10 protein-coding genes are annotated in these 16,358 nt (G+C 43.2%); 4 read left to right on the top strand and 6 right to left on the bottom strand.

Annotated features, from left to right (window positions below):
* Positions 1 to 38: 38 nt before the first annotated feature.
* From MKX35_RS15760 to MKX35_RS15745, 4 genes are all read right to left on the bottom strand, one after another.
* On the bottom strand, positions 39 to 1,445 hold the full coding sequence (locus MKX35_RS15760; protein ID WP_076300652.1) for an alpha-L-fucosidase: 1,407 nt from the start codon (positions 1,443 to 1,445) through the stop codon (positions 39 to 41).
* A 96-nt stretch (positions 1,446 to 1,541) separates the two neighbouring features.
* On the bottom strand, positions 1,542 to 6,986 hold the full coding sequence (locus MKX35_RS15755; protein ID WP_076300603.1) for a glycoside hydrolase domain-containing protein: 5,445 nt from the start codon (positions 6,984 to 6,986) through the stop codon (positions 1,542 to 1,544).
* Positions 6,987 to 7,160: 174 nt separating this feature from the next.
* Positions 7,161 to 8,876, bottom strand: a complete 1,716-nt coding sequence (locus MKX35_RS15750; protein WP_076300602.1) for a cache domain-containing sensor histidine kinase — start codon at positions 8,874 to 8,876, stop codon at positions 7,161 to 7,163.
* Positions 8,873 to 10,444 carry a response regulator transcription factor gene (locus tag MKX35_RS15745; RefSeq protein ID WP_076300601.1) on the bottom strand — a complete coding sequence of 524 codons (1,572 nt, stop codon included), beginning with the start codon at positions 10,442 to 10,444 and terminating at the stop codon, positions 8,873 to 8,875. The genes MKX35_RS15750 and MKX35_RS15745 overlap by 4 nt, the downstream gene beginning before the upstream one ends.
* Positions 10,445 to 10,688: 244 nt before the next feature.
* Here MKX35_RS15745 and MKX35_RS15740 point away from each other — a divergent pair, with 244 nt between their 5' ends.
* From MKX35_RS15740 to MKX35_RS15730, 3 genes are all read left to right on the top strand, one after another.
* Positions 10,689 to 12,008 carry an ABC transporter substrate-binding protein gene (locus MKX35_RS15740; protein WP_076300600.1) on the top strand — a complete coding sequence of 440 codons (1,320 nt, stop codon included), beginning with the start codon at positions 10,689 to 10,691 and terminating at the stop codon, positions 12,006 to 12,008.
* A 68-nt stretch (positions 12,009 to 12,076) separates the two neighbouring features.
* Positions 12,077 to 12,964 (top strand): carbohydrate ABC transporter permease, encoded by an 888-nt coding sequence (locus MKX35_RS15735; RefSeq protein ID WP_076286224.1) that lies wholly within the window; start codon positions 12,077 to 12,079, stop codon positions 12,962 to 12,964.
* Position 12,965: 1 nt separating this feature from the next.
* Positions 12,966 to 13,796: a carbohydrate ABC transporter permease gene (locus tag MKX35_RS15730; RefSeq protein ID WP_076300599.1), complete on the top strand. Its 831-nt coding sequence runs from the start codon at positions 12,966 to 12,968 to the stop codon at positions 13,794 to 13,796.
* Positions 13,797 to 14,067: 271 nt separating this feature from the next.
* Here the strand turns inward: MKX35_RS15730 and MKX35_RS15725 are convergent, their stop codons facing one another.
* Positions 14,068 to 14,574, bottom strand: a complete 507-nt coding sequence (locus MKX35_RS15725) for a DL-endopeptidase inhibitor IseA family protein (RefSeq protein WP_042189324.1) — start codon at positions 14,572 to 14,574, stop codon at positions 14,068 to 14,070.
* 508 nt (positions 14,575 to 15,082) lie between these two features.
* Here MKX35_RS15725 and MKX35_RS15720 point away from each other — a divergent pair.
* On the top strand, positions 15,083 to 15,658 hold the full coding sequence (locus MKX35_RS15720; RefSeq protein WP_076286227.1) for a hypothetical protein: 576 nt from the start codon (positions 15,083 to 15,085) through the stop codon (positions 15,656 to 15,658).
* A 98-nt stretch (positions 15,659 to 15,756) separates the two neighbouring features.
* Here MKX35_RS15720 and MKX35_RS15715 read toward each other — a convergent pair whose 3' ends face one another.
* Positions 15,757 to 16,338, bottom strand: a complete 582-nt coding sequence (locus tag MKX35_RS15715) for a DUF4303 domain-containing protein (RefSeq protein ID WP_256716386.1) — start codon at positions 16,336 to 16,338, stop codon at positions 15,757 to 15,759.
* Between the last annotated feature and the right edge of the window lie 20 nt (positions 16,339 to 16,358).

Here is a 16,358-nt window from a genome sequence, read left to right as displayed (position 1 = left end):
CCCATCGTATAATAACTTAAAGCTAAGAATCTTATCGTTCACTTTGCCTCCTCGCCCTTCTGCATGCGGAAAACATGGGCGATCGGAGCCTGCCCGTTCAATTCGCAATCCGGAAGTGTGATCGAGATTCCTTCCGGCGTACGCTCAACCTGCAGCAAAGCGTCGCTTCCGACAAGCTCGATGCCTGAAACGGGCTCCTTATAAGGAATATGAACGAGCTTAGCTACGGCTTGATCTGCGCTTTCATACAAGTACGTACAGTATACGGTATTTCCTTTCGAGGTGAACGCGCAGGAACCGGCAAAATACGGTCCGCACACGCGTGTGCCGTATACCGCTTCACCGTAAACCTTCATCCATCCGCCCAGCTCATTAATACTCTTAACCGCCCCAGCCGGCAATCGTCCGTCGGGTTGAGGACCTACGTTAAGCGCCAAATTGCCGCCTTTGGATACGACTTCCATCAGAATGCGAACGAGCTCTCTCCCCGATTTATACTGGTCATCGTATTTGAAAGCCCACTGTGTGCCGATCGTAATGCAGCTTTCCCACGGTACGTTCAGCGGACGCTCCGGAATCGTTTGCTCCGGCGTCACGTAATTTTCGTAAGGCCCTCCGACTGTACGATCCGCGGATAACAGCCACGGCTGCGTTTGACGGGCGCGCTCGACAACCTCGCCCAATCGAATGTCCTGCTTTACCTGATCACTATCTTTAACCCAGCCCGCATCCAGCCACAAAATATCGATCCGGCCGTAACGGCTCATCAGCTCCATGATTTGCTCATGGGTGAAATCGACGAATTGCTCCCACAGCCACGGATATTCCTCGGGGGAGTACGAAGGCCCTCTCCACGTATTGCTGCCCCGTTCCATTCCTGGCGCCCAGTAATACGGCGATTGCCAATCCGCCTTCGAGAAATATGCGGCGATCGCAAGCCCCTTGCTGCGGAAAGCGTCAAACACATGCTTGCAAACGTCGGCATAGCGATGTGCATGAAACGGCGTTTCGGAGCCAGTAATTCGGTAATTCGTCGTATGTGTGTCCCACATGCAATATCCGTCGTGATGCTTGGTCGTGAAAATCAAATATTTGAACCCGCCTTCTGCAGCGATTTCCGCCCATAGCTCCGGCTGGAAGCGGAACGGATTGAACGTGCGGTTGAGTCCGAAATATTCGCGCTTCATCTCTTCGTAGTCGCTCGTCCAATCGACATCTTTACGCGCCCAATCACCATCTTCGTCGCTGAGAATCCAGGACTCAACCTCAATCTGCGAATAAGGTCCCCAATGCATCATTAGGGCCAATTTCTGATCCTTGAACCATTCCAACCTTTCCAGCGTAATTGGATTTTCCGGCTTCACCCAATTCGTCTCGCTGCTGTAACCGTGGACGCCTTCTTTCAGTTCCGCCACATCTGCTTGCTGAAGTTCCTTGATTTCCATATCGTTCATCGGGTTGCCTCCTTCGGTTCTCCGCGTCACATCAAAGTAAAATTATTAATTGTAAACCCCCAATATAGAAATTGGGGGTTTACCCGGCTAGTGTATAACTCTATTGAGCAAAGCTGCTGCTTCTGCACGGGAAGTGATCCCGCTCGGAACGAATTTGTTTGCTTCTCGACCGTTAATTAAATGAAGTGCCGCCGCCGCTCTTACTGACTCAAGCGCCCAGGTTGCCACAGCGGATTCGTCGGTAAAGGAAGAAGCCGTTTTTCCGTTCAACTCGACCTCTTTCAAGATAACATACGCCCGCATCAGCATAGTGACTATTTCTTCGCGTTTGATGCTAGCATCGGGATTGAAAGACATTGTGCTAATTCCTTTAATAATGCCTGCTTTGACCGCCATGGAAACAGCTCCCTCGTACCAGGCACCCTTCGATACATCCGTAAATTTCGATTCGCCCATTGATGTCAGGTTCAACGCTTTGACAAGCATCGCCGTAAATTCGGCCCGTGTTATAGAACGCTCTGGCTCGAACATTGCCGCGCTAGTGCCTTCAATAAATTGCTTCGCTGCTAGCTGTTTGATCGCATCGGCCGCCCAGTGAGTGGACTTAACATCGGTAAATAATTTCTTGAATTCGAGCACCGCATATTTACTGAAATGGTGAATATCGGCCACCCATTCTCCGTTTATAAACGTGCCTCGCACATATTCCAGCGTACCGTTGTCTGCCAAATAGTAAATGCCAGTCAGATTCGGATTTAAGGAAGGATCTGCTTTAAATCGAATCGTCATCGGTTTATCGAAGCTGTTCAAGCTTGTCACTTTACCATCTTTTCCGACAATCGATAATCTAAAATTGATCACATTGCCGGAAATTTTAATATTTGCATGCGTGGAAGACTGCCTTATCGCTAGAAGGTTGTTAGCATCAGATTCGGATAAGAGAGTCATGATTAACTCTATCGTACTGTCTCGTTTAGCTTCTGCGGAGTATTTATCCGTCAACTGTTTAAGTAATTCAGCAGGGACCTCCAATGTGAATGAACCCGTTTGAATGACTAATGGATGTAGTCCAAGCAGTTCGGCTGCATTGGCAGGAAGTACAATTTTCTCTTTATCTTTGGCAACAATCGTCACGACTCCGTTGGAGGCTGGAGTGGTAAGGTCCTCCGATTTCACTACAAGTGTATGAGCATCGGTATTCCCATTGACTGTACCACCGGTAGAAGGAATACTACTATTCTCACCACTCGTCGGAGGATTACTATTTTCGCCACCTGTCACCTTTTGCTTAAATGTAACATTGATCATATGATCAGCAGTTATGTTAGTAACCGTATACACGTTTTCGGTCACCGACACGGCGGTACCGTCTAACAGTACCTCGTCGACTTCGTATCCATTATTCGGATTAAATGTAAAGGTTTGATCATTACCCTCATTGACTACAACGGCGCCATTTGGACTGATCGTTCCATTTTCCCCCGCACTCGCCGTGATCGTCTTACTGTTCTCGCCACCTGTCTCTTTTTGCTTAAACGTAACATTGATCGTATGGTCGGCGGTTATGTTAGTAACCGTATACACGCTTCCGGTCACCGACACGGCGGTACCGTCTAACAATACCTCGTCGACTTCGTATCCATTGTTCGGATTGAAGGTAAAGGTTTGATCATCACCCTCATTGACTACAACGGCGCCATTTGGACTGATCGTTCCGTTGTCCCCCGCGCTCGCCGTAATCGTATTACTGCTCTCGCCAATTTCTCCGTTCTCCGCGAGATTATAGAGCTCAAGCTCATACATAGCGTACATACCCCATGTCGTATAGTTCGCATCGTTGATCTTTATTCTGAGCTTAAGCGCATCTCGTACTTCAGGAATATTGGCAAAGGTATGCTCCATAACGCCGTCATCTTTGCTGCTTTTCCATTGGATGGGTACCCCCTGTGCTATGGTTTCAAAGTTTATTCCGTCTGTAGAAGCCTGAACATCGATATTGGAAATACCCTGAATTAAACCAGATGTCGTAGCCATGACGATGGTGTTAAAGGTTTGCGGTTGTTCCCAAGTAAGATTAATCTCATGCGGAAACGGATGTTCGGTATTGTAGCCTCGCGAACTCGCGAACATGGTATAAATAATACCGTCAACCATTTTTTTGGCACTATAGTCCTCGCCTTCACGTTCTGCCGTTGCTGTAATCTCAGAATAGCTTCTGGCAATATTGGTACCTAGCCCATCCTCATTTCCTTTGAGAAAATTTAACGTGTAGAGCTTTGTTGTTGTCCCGTCGCTTGCAGTGGACCTGATATGAATTACGCTTTTTCCAAATGGAATGTCAAAAGTCTGCGCTGTGTTATTGGCGACAGTCTTTCCGTTGACCTGCAAGGTACCCGCTCCGTCCGAAAGTGTTGGCGTTATCTCAATGGAGTTTAGATCATTCGGGATCATTACTGAGTAGGTCATCGTACTATTGTCAAATGTAAAAGTAGGAACATTAGGGATTGTTAAATTACTAAGCGTTCCGTCTGCTGTAGGGGAAATCTCTCCGTTGTCTGGAAGATTATAAAGCTCAAGCTCATATAGCGCGTATATGCCCCAATACGTATTGTTAGCGTCATTGACCCGTATTCTCAGCTTCAGTGCGTCATTAACTGTAGGGATATTCGCATATGCGTATTCCATCTTGTTGTCGTCTGTGCTGCTAAACCATTGAATCGGTACCCTCTTTGCAAAGGTGGTCCAATTCGTTCCATCTGATGTAGCCTCAATATCAATATCCGTTATCCCCTGTAATAAGCCTGATGGCGTGGCCATGACCATCGTATTAAAGGTCTTTTGTTGAGTCCAAGTCAGATTGATCTCATGTGGGAATGGCACAATGCTCGTATACCCGCTTATACTAGCAAACATGGAACCGTAACTTCCATCAACCATATTAGCCACACCATAGCCACTGCTGCCTCCCCTATCAGCTGTTGCTGTAATCGCTGAATAACTTCTCGCAATATTGGTGGTCGGTTGATTTACATTGCCTTTGAGAAAGTTTAAAGTATACATTCTCGAGGTTTCCCCATCACTTGCGGTAGAGCGAATAAGGATCTTACTTTTGCCAGTAGGGATGTTGAATGTAAGCCTCTCACCGCTGCGGTAAGGTAACCCGTTGATTTCCAGGGTGCCATTTGCATCCGTAAGTGTTGGCGTAATCGTGATCACATCTACATCGCTCGGAATAATGGCCTGGTAATTGATATTGTTTTTATTAAAAATAACCGACGGCATGTTAGTCATTTCCAAACTTTGCAGCGTTCCGTCATAGAGCTCCTGTCCTTCATACATGCTTACTCTGAAGCCGTCAACGAATAGGTTTTTGTTCTCCAGATTCACTACCTTGATCGTATGCTTGCCTGCTGACAAGTTATGATTGCTGTATACCGATATCGAATCGAGTTGAACTTTTTCATATAGGTCTATAATCACTGGCGCGGAATCGTCGATGGATACGGAAATTTTACCAGAGCCTTCATTTTTCTCCGCGATAAGATCGATGCCAGCCCCTGTAAAAGTATAGGTCAATTCATCATCCGCTTTTAACGTGCCTTGAACGCCTCCCATATAAGCGTATTTCCGGCTTTTTGCAAACCATTCACCATCAAAAGTGATCTCACCGGTCGCGTTATCGGTCATGTAAGTCATAGGTACAGCCTGCCCATCGTAGGGACTAGTTGGCACAGGAATTTCACCCAATGTTTCTCCGGCCGCCGCTTTAACCAGATAATCATGAAGCTTGCTGATATATTCATTATCCAGGGTATATTTTCTCGGATCAGATGGGTTAACAGCGCTATCTACTATACGTTTTGCAAGCCCAGGATTGGTTTGCTTGAGTTGGTGCATCAGTTCGTATTCCTCAAGTCCGTCTCTTTGGGCCTCGTAACGCAGTGAGCTCTTAACCGTCATATGTTCCTTGTCTGGATATACGATCGTAGAATCTCCATAATGAGGGACATACCATACGTTCCATCCCCAATGTAAGTGTCCTTGTACACCTTCTTGACTAAGATTCCAGAATAACAGTCTGCCAGTCAATATGGGCTGCGTCCAGAATCTGTTCAACCACGGAGCCGGATTCACATCGCAAGTATACACCCATAAGTCTTTGCCTGCCGCCTGCTCCGCTTTATAGAGACTTTTCTTGTCCTCGAAAACTGGGGTTAACGGGACCCACACATCCACATAAGGTTTGATGGTATCGTTCATTAGAGTACCGGCCGCATCAGCATCCAAAGTCTTGAAATCCGGAACGACCTCTTTTATTTTTCTAGCGATATAGGTCATATAGTTTGTAATGCTCGAACCGTTAGGTTCGTCCTTAGTATGCTGATACCAAGTAATACCATTAAGCCAACCTTTTTCCTCTAAATGATCGTGCAATGCTGTCAAGTAGTTCGTAAGATAAGCGTCTGTAACAGGTAGTGAATCGAATTCAGGTACCGACGTTTTCCACGGATCTTGTGGATTATTATTGTTTGGTCTCTCACTTTGTGGCATTTGTTCTAAAGCATGGATCAAGTGTATGTTCGCAAAATGAGTAATTCCTCTATCCATAAAGGTTTGAACATATCGATCGAACAAAGACCAGTCGATATTCTCCGGTATCCCGTCTTTAAAAGACACCATTTTTGTACCCTTTTCATTTAATAATAAGTCTGTACGAACCCAAATCATGTTCTGGCGATAGTCGGTCATGGTCTTGGCGAAATTATCCATAAGCTCAAACCACTCATCGCTATACGTCTCCACTCCATAATAGTTCTCGCCAACGTCATAACTAGACTGAGTTAAAGGATCATCTACAATCTCAGGTGGATTACCTCCAATCATAAAACCATTCGTCATCGACCATTGATAATTAACGAAATTAGCCTCAGAGGTTGGAGGGATTGCAGCGTTAGCAACTTCAACGTTAATAGGTACTTGATAATCGCCCAAAGTTGATTTCACCGTAACTATACCGAAATAGAGGCCAGGAACAGCATCGGCAGGGACATAATTCGTAATTAAGATGGGCTGAGTTGAATTTGCTGCTACATTTATAGAGGTATCATTCGAAAGCGGGTCGGGAATTTCGGATAAGGGGTAGATTTGCGTGCCTACCAAATCCGGTCGATATTGATTGGGCTGCACGGTATCCTCAAGTACGTATTCTTCAAAATGATAGCTTAAGTTGCTGTTTGAGATCGTATTTCCAGGAGATACAAGATCGGAAAATTCAATTCCTGTAATCTTAAAATCGCTTGTGCCTCTTACAGCAATTTGCTCACTTTCGTATTCGTTCTTGGCTGAAACAAGATCAATGCTGTTGTCATGATTTGCGGGAATCGTGCTGGTCCTATATACAGCTTTCAATGCATTTTCCACCCACACGTCCAGGTTGTTACTGTCAGCATGGACACTAGGCGCATTGCCCTGGAAAAATGTACTTACTAGAATCATGAAACAGATCATTGTATACATTGTCCGTTTGAACATAGATCAACCATCCTTTCATATTCATTTAATTTTAGAACACATTTAAAGCGCTCACATTATGCATTATAATCTCAATTGAAGTCTTGCTAAATAAGAGTATTTTTTGAAATCTAACAGATTTCGATTGTAAACAAAAAAAAGGCCATGCTTTTATGAGCATTGGCCCTTATGTGATCATGAATCTTCTTCTCTGATGTGACGATACTGCGGTATGCGTACGATAACGGAAGTGCCAATCCCAGGTTGACTATGAATATTGATCCCGTACTCAGATCCAAATAAGAGCTGTAATCTTTCTTGCACATTCTTAATCCCATAGCCGGAACTTTCATGTTCAAGAATACGTGCGATCATATACGGTTCCATACCGACGCCATTATCCTCCACGACAAAAACAATATCCTCACCGTCAAGACTTGCCCGCAGGATGAGTTTACCTCGCCCCTCCCGCTTCAGATCGATGCCATGCATAATCGCATTTTCAACTATCGGCTGTAAAATCAAATGAATCATTTCAAATTGAAATACCTTGTCGTCGGCATCGAATTCTACGTCAAATCTTGAATTGTGCATAGCTAATTGAATATGTATGTATGCTTGAACGTTAGTCCATTCATCTTGAATCGCAATAATTTGCTTCCCTTTATTTAAAGTCGTTCTGTAATAACTAGAAAGGTTATTTACCAAGTCACTAATTTCTTGAGCATCGATTCGCAGCGCTTTGGAATTAATTAAAGATAAAGAATTATATAGAAAGTGAGGATTGATCTGAGCTTGCAGCGCTTTGAGTTCGGCCGACTTTTGCGTGACCTTTGTTTGATATACTTCCGAAATGAGTTGATTTATTTGTTTAAGCATAGAACCGAATCGATCGGTAAGCTGCCCGATTTCATCTTTGGAATTCGTGGAAACAACAACTGTAAGATCACCATCTTCCACCATCTTCATTTTGGTGTTTAATTTCTCGATTCCTCTTAACAGCGTCTCAGAGAACAAGAAGATAATAATACTGAGGAAAACCATACAGATGAGTACAATGATACCCGTGGCGCTTAAAATATTGCGAATGCCTGTATTGTATTGATCATCGGAAACCAAATAATGCAGGACCCAATCGGTTTGCGGAATATCTTTGTTTATAACTAGGTAGGATTCGCCACCTAAGCTTGCTTTTGAAGTACCACTCCTTGAAAGGGATTGAAGCTGAACATCATCCATCTGCGGGGCATGCTCTGTTAACACCGGCTGATTCTTTTGATCGGTAATAATGATGCCCCTACCTTCATTCATCTTGCCAATGAAATCACCGAAGATTTTATTGTAATCAAACCGGACGTAAAGTTCAGCGCTCACGATTTGAAGATCGATATCGCGAATCACTCGAGTGGCAAACAATTCTCCATCCTCGAACCACCACTTCGTTGACTCGCTGCTCTTTGTCGCTTCATACCAATCCTTATCCTTAACTGCTGAAGAAGGCGTAATGAAGTTTCCTAATTCGGATTGCCGATTCTCAGAATACAACATAATCTCAGTCATATCCCCAACCATATACATTAAATTAAAAAAAATAGGTTCAATTTTATCATTCAACGTCTTAAATTGAGCGTACAAATCCTGATCTGGATTACTCATCAAATCAAGAAGCGCAGGATGAAATACAATCGATTTCATGGATACATCCTGTCTCTGAAGACGGTAACTAATTTCTAACGCCAGCTTCCTCGCCTCGTTATCCGCGCTTTGCTGAACCTGGCTTTTCAATGAAGCTTTGGAACTTTGATAGGCATACAAGCCCAGTACAATCGTTGGCAGGAAAATAACAATCACATATGAAAGCAATAATTTCTGACGCAGGCGGATATTACGAATAAATTTGAGCAGACTCATCTTCTTCCGCCACCCTCCCGATATTGAATAGGAGTCAGGCCGTTATGCTGCTTAAACATTAAATTAAAATAGGAAGTATTCGCAAATCCAACTGTACTGGCAATATCAACAACTTTAATCGTTGAATCTCGCAGTAGCTCCTTCGCTCGCTCCATACGTACAGCTGTAATATATTTGATTAGGTTTTGACCTGTACTTTTTTTAAAGAGGAAACTTAAATAACTTGGCGATAAAAAGACACGATTAGCTAAATAGTCAACCCCAATATCATTTCCGTACTCCATCTGGATGAGTATCTGTACATCTTCAATTACTTTGCGGCATTGATCATCTGTATTCGTTTTAATTTGCAGCAAATGTTCCTGAAAAACGGATAAAATGACTTGCCTCAACTCAGCAATTGAATTGCAAAGTGCGATTCGCTCCAAACCTTCCTTTAGTAAACTGCTGCTTTTTTTGCCTTGAAGCTCTACTACTTTTTTCAATATTTCTGTAAATAAAAGTTTGGCATACATAGAACTAAAGCGCTTACTATTTCGCATACTCGCAATGAGATACTCTATTTGATGCTCGAGTGTACGATATTCATTTCGTGCAATGGAAGTATAAATCTCTTTAAGCATAAGCTCTAACGATTCGTCGTCTATATGGTCATGAATGCTTTCGGCATCTTTGGAACAAACGACACTTCTATCCATAAAAAACCGAAAATTCATTAACTCTTCCATTTGGGTGAACTCGTCATGAAGCCCCTCTAGCTTATCTACCGGACTACCGACAATAATTAAACATCGCCGGTCGAAGCGAGTCTCCAGCCATTCTTTAACCTTTTCTCCATAAGTCATAAGCTCTTGCCCGTTATCGCTGTTCTTTGAAGCGGGATCAATTACGACGAGCATGATGCTTTGGTATTCATTGATATGTAATAAAAGCATCTCATGTTTACTAGTCGATTGAAGAAATTCAAACGCTTCTGTATGATGTTGATCAAAAAAGTGATTTTGCAATCCAATCATAATCATATACATCCGCTTATTTTCCAGATGATTTAGTCCAGCAAAAGCTGCCCGTTCCTCGTAATAGACGTCACTTTCCCGACCTTGGATGAGATCAAACAGGAGCTTTTGTTTCTCATACGCCACTCCTTTATGAAAGCCTTTGATCAGCAACTCGTCCTTCTCTCTCTGAAGTCGTTCGTCATCTAGTATATCGATTATGGATTGGAATACTTTGAGGAATTCCTTCACATCGATCGGCTTCAACATATAACTAACCGTTCCAAGTTGAATCGCTTTTTGTGCATATTCAAATTCCCCATAAGCACTGTAAATAAGCACCTTAAGGTCCGGAATGACTATCTTTGCCTGCTTGATTAACTCTAAACCGTCCATGAATGGCATGCGAATATCCGTGAATAACAGATCTACATGATGGCCCCTAATATATTCCAGCGCTACTTCCCCATCGTTGGCCTGAGCAACAGAAAAGGGTAGAGCATGCTTCTGAATAAGCCATTCAATAGCATCGATTTCGGCTTGTTGATCATCGACTACTAGAATATGATACATATTTTCCTCCTAACCGTTCATCGGGCGGTATTTACTCGCTTCCAGAGGATACTCACTACAAACCAAAGCATAGCACACTAGGCATTCCAATTCATACCATGTTACATTAACCACATGATTTGGTTTCTATTGTCAGATGGATTCTGTTAGATTTCGCAAAAATCTGTTATTTCGATGGAAATGGTATTTACATTACAATGAAATCTATACCGCAAAACAAATTTTAAATTTGGGAGGTCTTTGTATGAAGAGAACGTGGTTAATTCCCACTACTGCTTTACTCGCCTTGTCAATCCTCATAACAGGCTGCAGTTCCAACAGTACGAACAACAGCAGCACAAAGGAAAGTGCAACACCAAATGATACGGCGGCGCCGAAAGAATCAAAGGCTCCCGAACCGGTAAAAAAAGTGAAGGTTAGATTATCATATTGGAACAAAGAAGACAGTGTAAAGGCACTTCTGCAATTATTCAAAGATAAACTTCCCGATATAGATGTGGAGTATCAGTTCATCGATAACAAGACTTACGTAGATGTCATCAAGACCCAGCTTGCAGCAGGCGAAGGTCCTGACATTATCGGTGGAGTAATCGACGCAAATACCGTCAAGACAGGATATTTCGAAGATTTAACAGAACGTTATGCTAGCAAGTATTATGAAACCGGCACGTCCACCGCGACATTTGATAATAAACTGTACGGATTGCCGCAAGCTAGTTGGTTTAACGGGGTTTACTATAATGTTGATCTATTTGCCAAATATGACCTAAAAGTACCAACAACGCTTGATGAGTATTTCCAAGTAGCTGAAGTACTTAAGAAAAATGGAATTAAACCGCAAGCAATCGGTCTAAAAAATCCTAACGTAGCAGGCCAGTCCTTCCTTGGTTTAGCACTTAATGAATTTATCGGCACAACCGAAGGAAAAAAATGGAACGATGATTTTGGTAAAGGAAACTCAAAAATGGTCGATGCCCTGGAGCCTGCTTTGACGACATGGACCGAATACTTGAAACGTGGTGTCTTCACCAAAGATATGCTTGGGCTTGAAGAAGAACAAGCGATTGATGAGTTTACAAGTGGCAAGGCAGCTATGTTCCAAGCAGGACCTTGGTATATGGAAACCTTTAAGCAAAAGGCGCCTGACATGAAGATTGATATGTTCCCGAACCTGGGTACAAAAGGTGGCCCGGGTTGGATGGTCGGTGGTCCAGGGGTATCGTTTGGTTTGAATGCGAAGTCCAAAGTCAAGGATGCAGCGTACAAGGTGCTTGACCTGTTATCTACACCAGAAGGTCAGAATGCTTACTGGGTCGATAATAAAGGAGGTTCCTCTTTTTTGAAAGGGGTTACTTTTGAAATGCCAGCAGAGTACAACGGTGCTCAAGAAGCTTTCAAGGCGGGCAATGTCATGTACCCTGTTAATAATTGGGGCGTTGCTGGCCCTGCTTTCTCAGATCTAGGAAAAGGTATTCAAGAAATCATAGCAGGTACTAAAACGCCTCGACAAGTGCTAGAAGCGGTAGACAAAAAAGCAGTTGAACTGTTGGAGAAATCTAAATAGGTCGTATAAATTACAAGGGGCAAAGCGATTTGCTCCTTGTACATCCTATAAGCTAAAGGTTGTTGCATATGAACAAACCAAACATTTTCAAACGAGAAATCAATTATGTTCTGCTTCTGCTTCCTGCCTTACTTATTTATTGTACCTTTTTCATATATCCGACGTTAAAGACCGCTGTATACAGCTTTACGAACTGGTCAGACGTACATCCCGTTGTTGTCAAGTATGTTGGATTAAACAATTATATCGCTCTATTTAAAGATTCCCTCTATTTAACAGGGATTAGCAACACATTAATCTATGCAGTACTCGCGATGCTCGGACAGAATTTGCTAGCCATTCCATTAGCGGTATTTCTCAATAAAAAATTAAAAACAAAAAATCTGCTGCGGGCTGCGTTCTTCCTTCCTGCGGTGTTCAGCGTATTGGTTATCGGTTTTCTCTGGAATTTTATGTACTCACCTTCCGACTTCGGCTTGATTAATCAACTTGTAGTTGCTCTTGGCTTCGAACGCATTAATTTCCTCGGAGATCCGCGACTTGCACTCTACTCAGTCATCATCGCCTCCGTATGGCAGTGGGTGGGTTACACAATGGTTATTTATTTGGCCAACTTACAGAGCATCTCAACAGATTATTATGAAGCGGCGAAGATCGACAGAGCGAACGGGTGGCAATTGTTCCGTTATATCACGCTTCCTCTACTGCTTCCAGCGATCACCTTCAATACGGTTATGGGGATGATAAACGGGATGAAGGTATTTGATATTGTTTATGCCTTGACTGGAGGTGGCCCTGGGTATTCTACTGAAACGATCGTATCACTCATGATCAAAAAAGGGCTCAGTGAAGGTTTCTATAGCTACGGAGCCGCATTCGGAATCGTCTTCGTGATCCTCGTTGGCTTCATCACCTTTCTTCACTTTACACTAATCAAAATGTGGGAGCGGCGGTAATATGAATCGATATACTAAAGGGTCTGCCGTTACTGAAATTCTCTTGATCGTCATAGCCGCGATTTTTTTGATCCCTATTTACTATTTGATTATCACGACTTTTAAAACCCCAGCTGATGCAGTCTCTAGTCCGATGGGCCTTCCAATTAATATCACATTCGACAACTACGTTCGCGCCTTTAAAGCAATGAACTACTTCCATGTGTTAGGAAATAACCTTCTCATTACGATTTCCTCCGTCGCGGGTATTGTTATGTTTTCTGCGATGGCTGCTTACAGCTTGGTACGACATACGAACCGCTTCAATCGCCTCGTGTTCCTTTTATTCATGGTTGGAATGATGGTACCGTACCAAATGGGGATCTTGGCACTTTATAAACAAATATCCCAGCTTGGACTTATGAATTCCCACACGGGTGTTATTCTTATAGAAATTTGTTACAGCCTCCCGCTCTCTATCTTTTTAATTAAAAGCTTTATCGGTTCTACCGTTCCATTTGAACTGGAAGAAGCAGCAAAAGTAGACGGCTGTGGGGTGTGGAGAACTTTCTTGCAGATTGTGTTCCCGCTGCTTATGCCGGTGATTGCCACTGTAGCGATCGTGAATACGCTGGGAGTCTGGAATGATTTCATGACACCGCTCTTGTTCTTGCAATCCCGTTCAAAGGGTGTATTACTCTTAGAAGTGTTCCGCAATATTGGGCAATTCTCGACCGACTGGACGAATTTCTTCCCGATGATGCTCCTAGCGGTCGCACCACTCATTCTGTTCTACATTTTCATGCAAAAATATATCATTAACGGCATCACGTCCGGCTCGCTAAAGGGATAGGGAGTTAATGACAAGGGGTTCACACTGAATCATACAGTTGTCAGCAGAAAGTAAAATATTACACTGAACCTAGAAATTAAAACAGCGATAGCACAGGACGAGAAAAAAGTCCTAGGCTGTCGCTGTTTTATTGAAGTAACGTTTTCTGTTAGTTCAATAATTCATTTTACCGATTTGGCTACTATCCATCTCAATATAAAAGCTCTAGCTCTTCTTTCTGCAATCAGTTTTTTCAATGAATAAATTATCTCCCTATATAACAGGCGCTATTTCATTTTTTCCTTCTTAGTATCCTACTCTTTTTTTTGCATGGATCGTAACGGTAATCGGCATATCGGCTTCTGCGTAAATTGATCGTAAGTACTTGGGTGGATGGGTTGCGCAAGATGAAATAACGAATAGTTTCCCCATCAGCGATTGAGTCACCTGGAATACCTAGAATAGCATCAACTATTATATTTGTGCTTGTCTGTTTTATAATTTTTAAACCCAACACTCTGCTAGGCAATCCCCCCGTATCTGCATCAGGAGAGTAAAGACGTCCTCGAATGTTTTTAAAACCTGCGGAGCAGATCATGCGATTTGCGTACACATTGTTCCAAAATTGGCGATAATACCGAAAAATTTTGATTCGGGTCGAGAATCGCAAGGGAAGTCTGTAGTAATCAAAATCACCGATTCGAATCGGTGGACTGTTTAGATCATACGAAAAGACTACTTTCTCCCATGCCTTTTCCGCATTCTGAATAAATGCCATAAGTCGTTTTCTCGAAACCATGCCGTCCCCCTCCTTATCGCTCTTCCATTGCATTCTATGTATGTTACCTTATGGAAGGCACGGCAAGAATGGATCCTCGTATTTCATGATTTTTCATTTCATGATGTTTGCCGGCTCATAAGTAAAAACCTTATTTTTGAGACAGCAACTTGTAGCAAGGAACGATTACTGCTCGCACTTCACGCATTACAATCTTCGTTGTCAAGGAGCAAATGAAGATGATAGCGGATATCCGAGCATTGAAAAATAAAACAGATTTCATCCTTGTATACCTACATTTCGGGAGAGAATATCGATCATTTCCATGCAAGCTGCAGCACACAAAAAAAACGCGACTAAACCGTTCCTACCGGCAGCCGCGTCATTTCTTGCTAAGTAATTTTCTTATCGTTCTAGCAGTAAATCTAAATCCCGAAAGCCTGGAGTGCTTTTTCGATGAAATGTCCAAACGTACCTTTCCGGTAAAGCATATGTTGCAGATAACTGAATTTTCAAGGAGGGAAGCATATTGAATAAGAAAAGAAAACGTCAACTCCCCGTTCGCAAACAGCAAAACGAATTTATAACACCTGCAATTTTAAGACGAACGATACGAAATGTGCTGCCCTTCTATCGCGAAATCGTGCGCAATCCAGCATACTCAGCTGCATGGGTACAAGCGGTGAATACGATTGATTTTGTGCAGATGGAAAGACTGTTTCAAAAGGTAAGCCATGCCCCAATTGCAGAATTGGGATCAGGGTACAGTTTCGGCTTTCGTACACCTATGCGGGATCGACTATACGTCAACGGTTTTTTTCTTGACCCCGCTCAAAGTAAGTATAAAGTGGGAGAACATCTCGTAGTAGTACAAGCTATTCTTCCCTTATACCTCAGGTTGGCGACTGATATTCCATTTGCAACGCGTGTCACTGCCGCAATTAATTCAGGTAATACGACAAGACTGAACAATTTAATTCGTGGATTAATACGCTCCCGTTTTTTACTAACTATCAGAGCACAAGATTCAGGCTTCAGAATCAGCTTTAGATTTCCGATCAGTCGCAAAATATATACTAATTACACCTTACTAGGAGTGGGCTAGTTAGTTGTGAAGACTGCCGGCTTTCACTGGTGGCAGCAACTGATTGAACTACTCGCGACTAAAGTGGCAAGATTCCAAAGTACGGGAGACTAACGTTTCTACTCCGCCGCTTCCGCCAACCATGCTTGCATAACCGGTGATTCCGCCCGATTTAAACGTAGGGCAATTTCGGTATTAACCTCATCCGGCGGCATGACTTCGACAAGGACGCATACTGACTCTCGCAGTTGATTCAATGCAAACACACCTTCATCATCGAGCATTTTCATTGCCAGCTCCATGGCCTTCAGCCTCAAATCAAACTCGCGATTCCCTTCGTCATTCTCAAGATCCGCAATGAAAGGACGCTCGATGAATCGTTGTTTAACGTGATCGAAGTTCTCATCCCCGAAACAACAATAGGGTGAATCGGCATAGGACCATTTGATCAGTTCAGCAATTGTCGAACCCGGTGTGTCACTTTCGTCTCCTTGTCTGGTCGATTCCATCTCCAAAGCTTCCCACGACCAGGCAGAGATGCTAGGCGCATGTCCCTCGCCAGTAGTATGTAGCGTACAGTAATAATAATGTTCGCCATTTTCAAAAAGAGCACGAAATGACTTTCTGGCAGCAGCGGCGATTTCTATCGCCAGCGTCTCTATTTCTTGCATCGGCTTCATGATAATGGTCCTCCTTTCCATTAGTCGATCAGCTCAGGTTA

It is taken from the genome of Paenibacillus sp. FSL R5-0923 (assembly GCF_038009145.1).
In the GTDB taxonomy this organism is placed as follows: Bacteria; Bacillota; Bacilli; order Paenibacillales; family Paenibacillaceae; genus Paenibacillus_AQ.
This window is presented reverse-complemented; position numbering and strand designations above follow the sequence as displayed.

Excerpts from the sequence above, each read along its gene's own strand:
- MKX35_RS15715 (WP_256716386.1), bottom strand. The coding sequence starts at position 16,338 with ATGGAAAGGAGGACCATTATCATGAAGCCGATGCAAGAAATAGAGACG.
- MKX35_RS15755 (WP_076300603.1), bottom strand. The coding sequence starts at position 6,986 with ATGTTCAAACGGACAATGTATACAATGATCTGTTTCATGATTCTAGTA.
- MKX35_RS15725 (WP_042189324.1), bottom strand. The coding sequence starts at position 14,574 with ATGGTTTCGAGAAAACGACTTATGGCATTTATTCAGAATGCGGAAAAG.
- MKX35_RS15735 (WP_076286224.1), top strand. The coding sequence starts at position 12,077 with ATGAACAAACCAAACATTTTCAAACGAGAAATCAATTATGTTCTGCTT.
- MKX35_RS15750 (WP_076300602.1), bottom strand. The coding sequence starts at position 8,876 with ATGAGTCTGCTCAAATTTATTCGTAATATCCGCCTGCGTCAGAAATTA.
- MKX35_RS15745 (WP_076300601.1), bottom strand. The coding sequence starts at position 10,444 with ATGTATCATATTCTAGTAGTCGATGATCAACAAGCCGAAATCGATGCT.
- MKX35_RS15730 (WP_076300599.1), top strand. The coding sequence starts at position 12,966 with ATGAATCGATATACTAAAGGGTCTGCCGTTACTGAAATTCTCTTGATC.
- MKX35_RS15760 (WP_076300652.1), bottom strand. The coding sequence starts at position 1,445 with ATGGAAATCAAGGAACTTCAGCAAGCAGATGTGGCGGAACTGAAAGAA.
- MKX35_RS15740 (WP_076300600.1), top strand. The coding sequence starts at position 10,689 with ATGAAGAGAACGTGGTTAATTCCCACTACTGCTTTACTCGCCTTGTCA.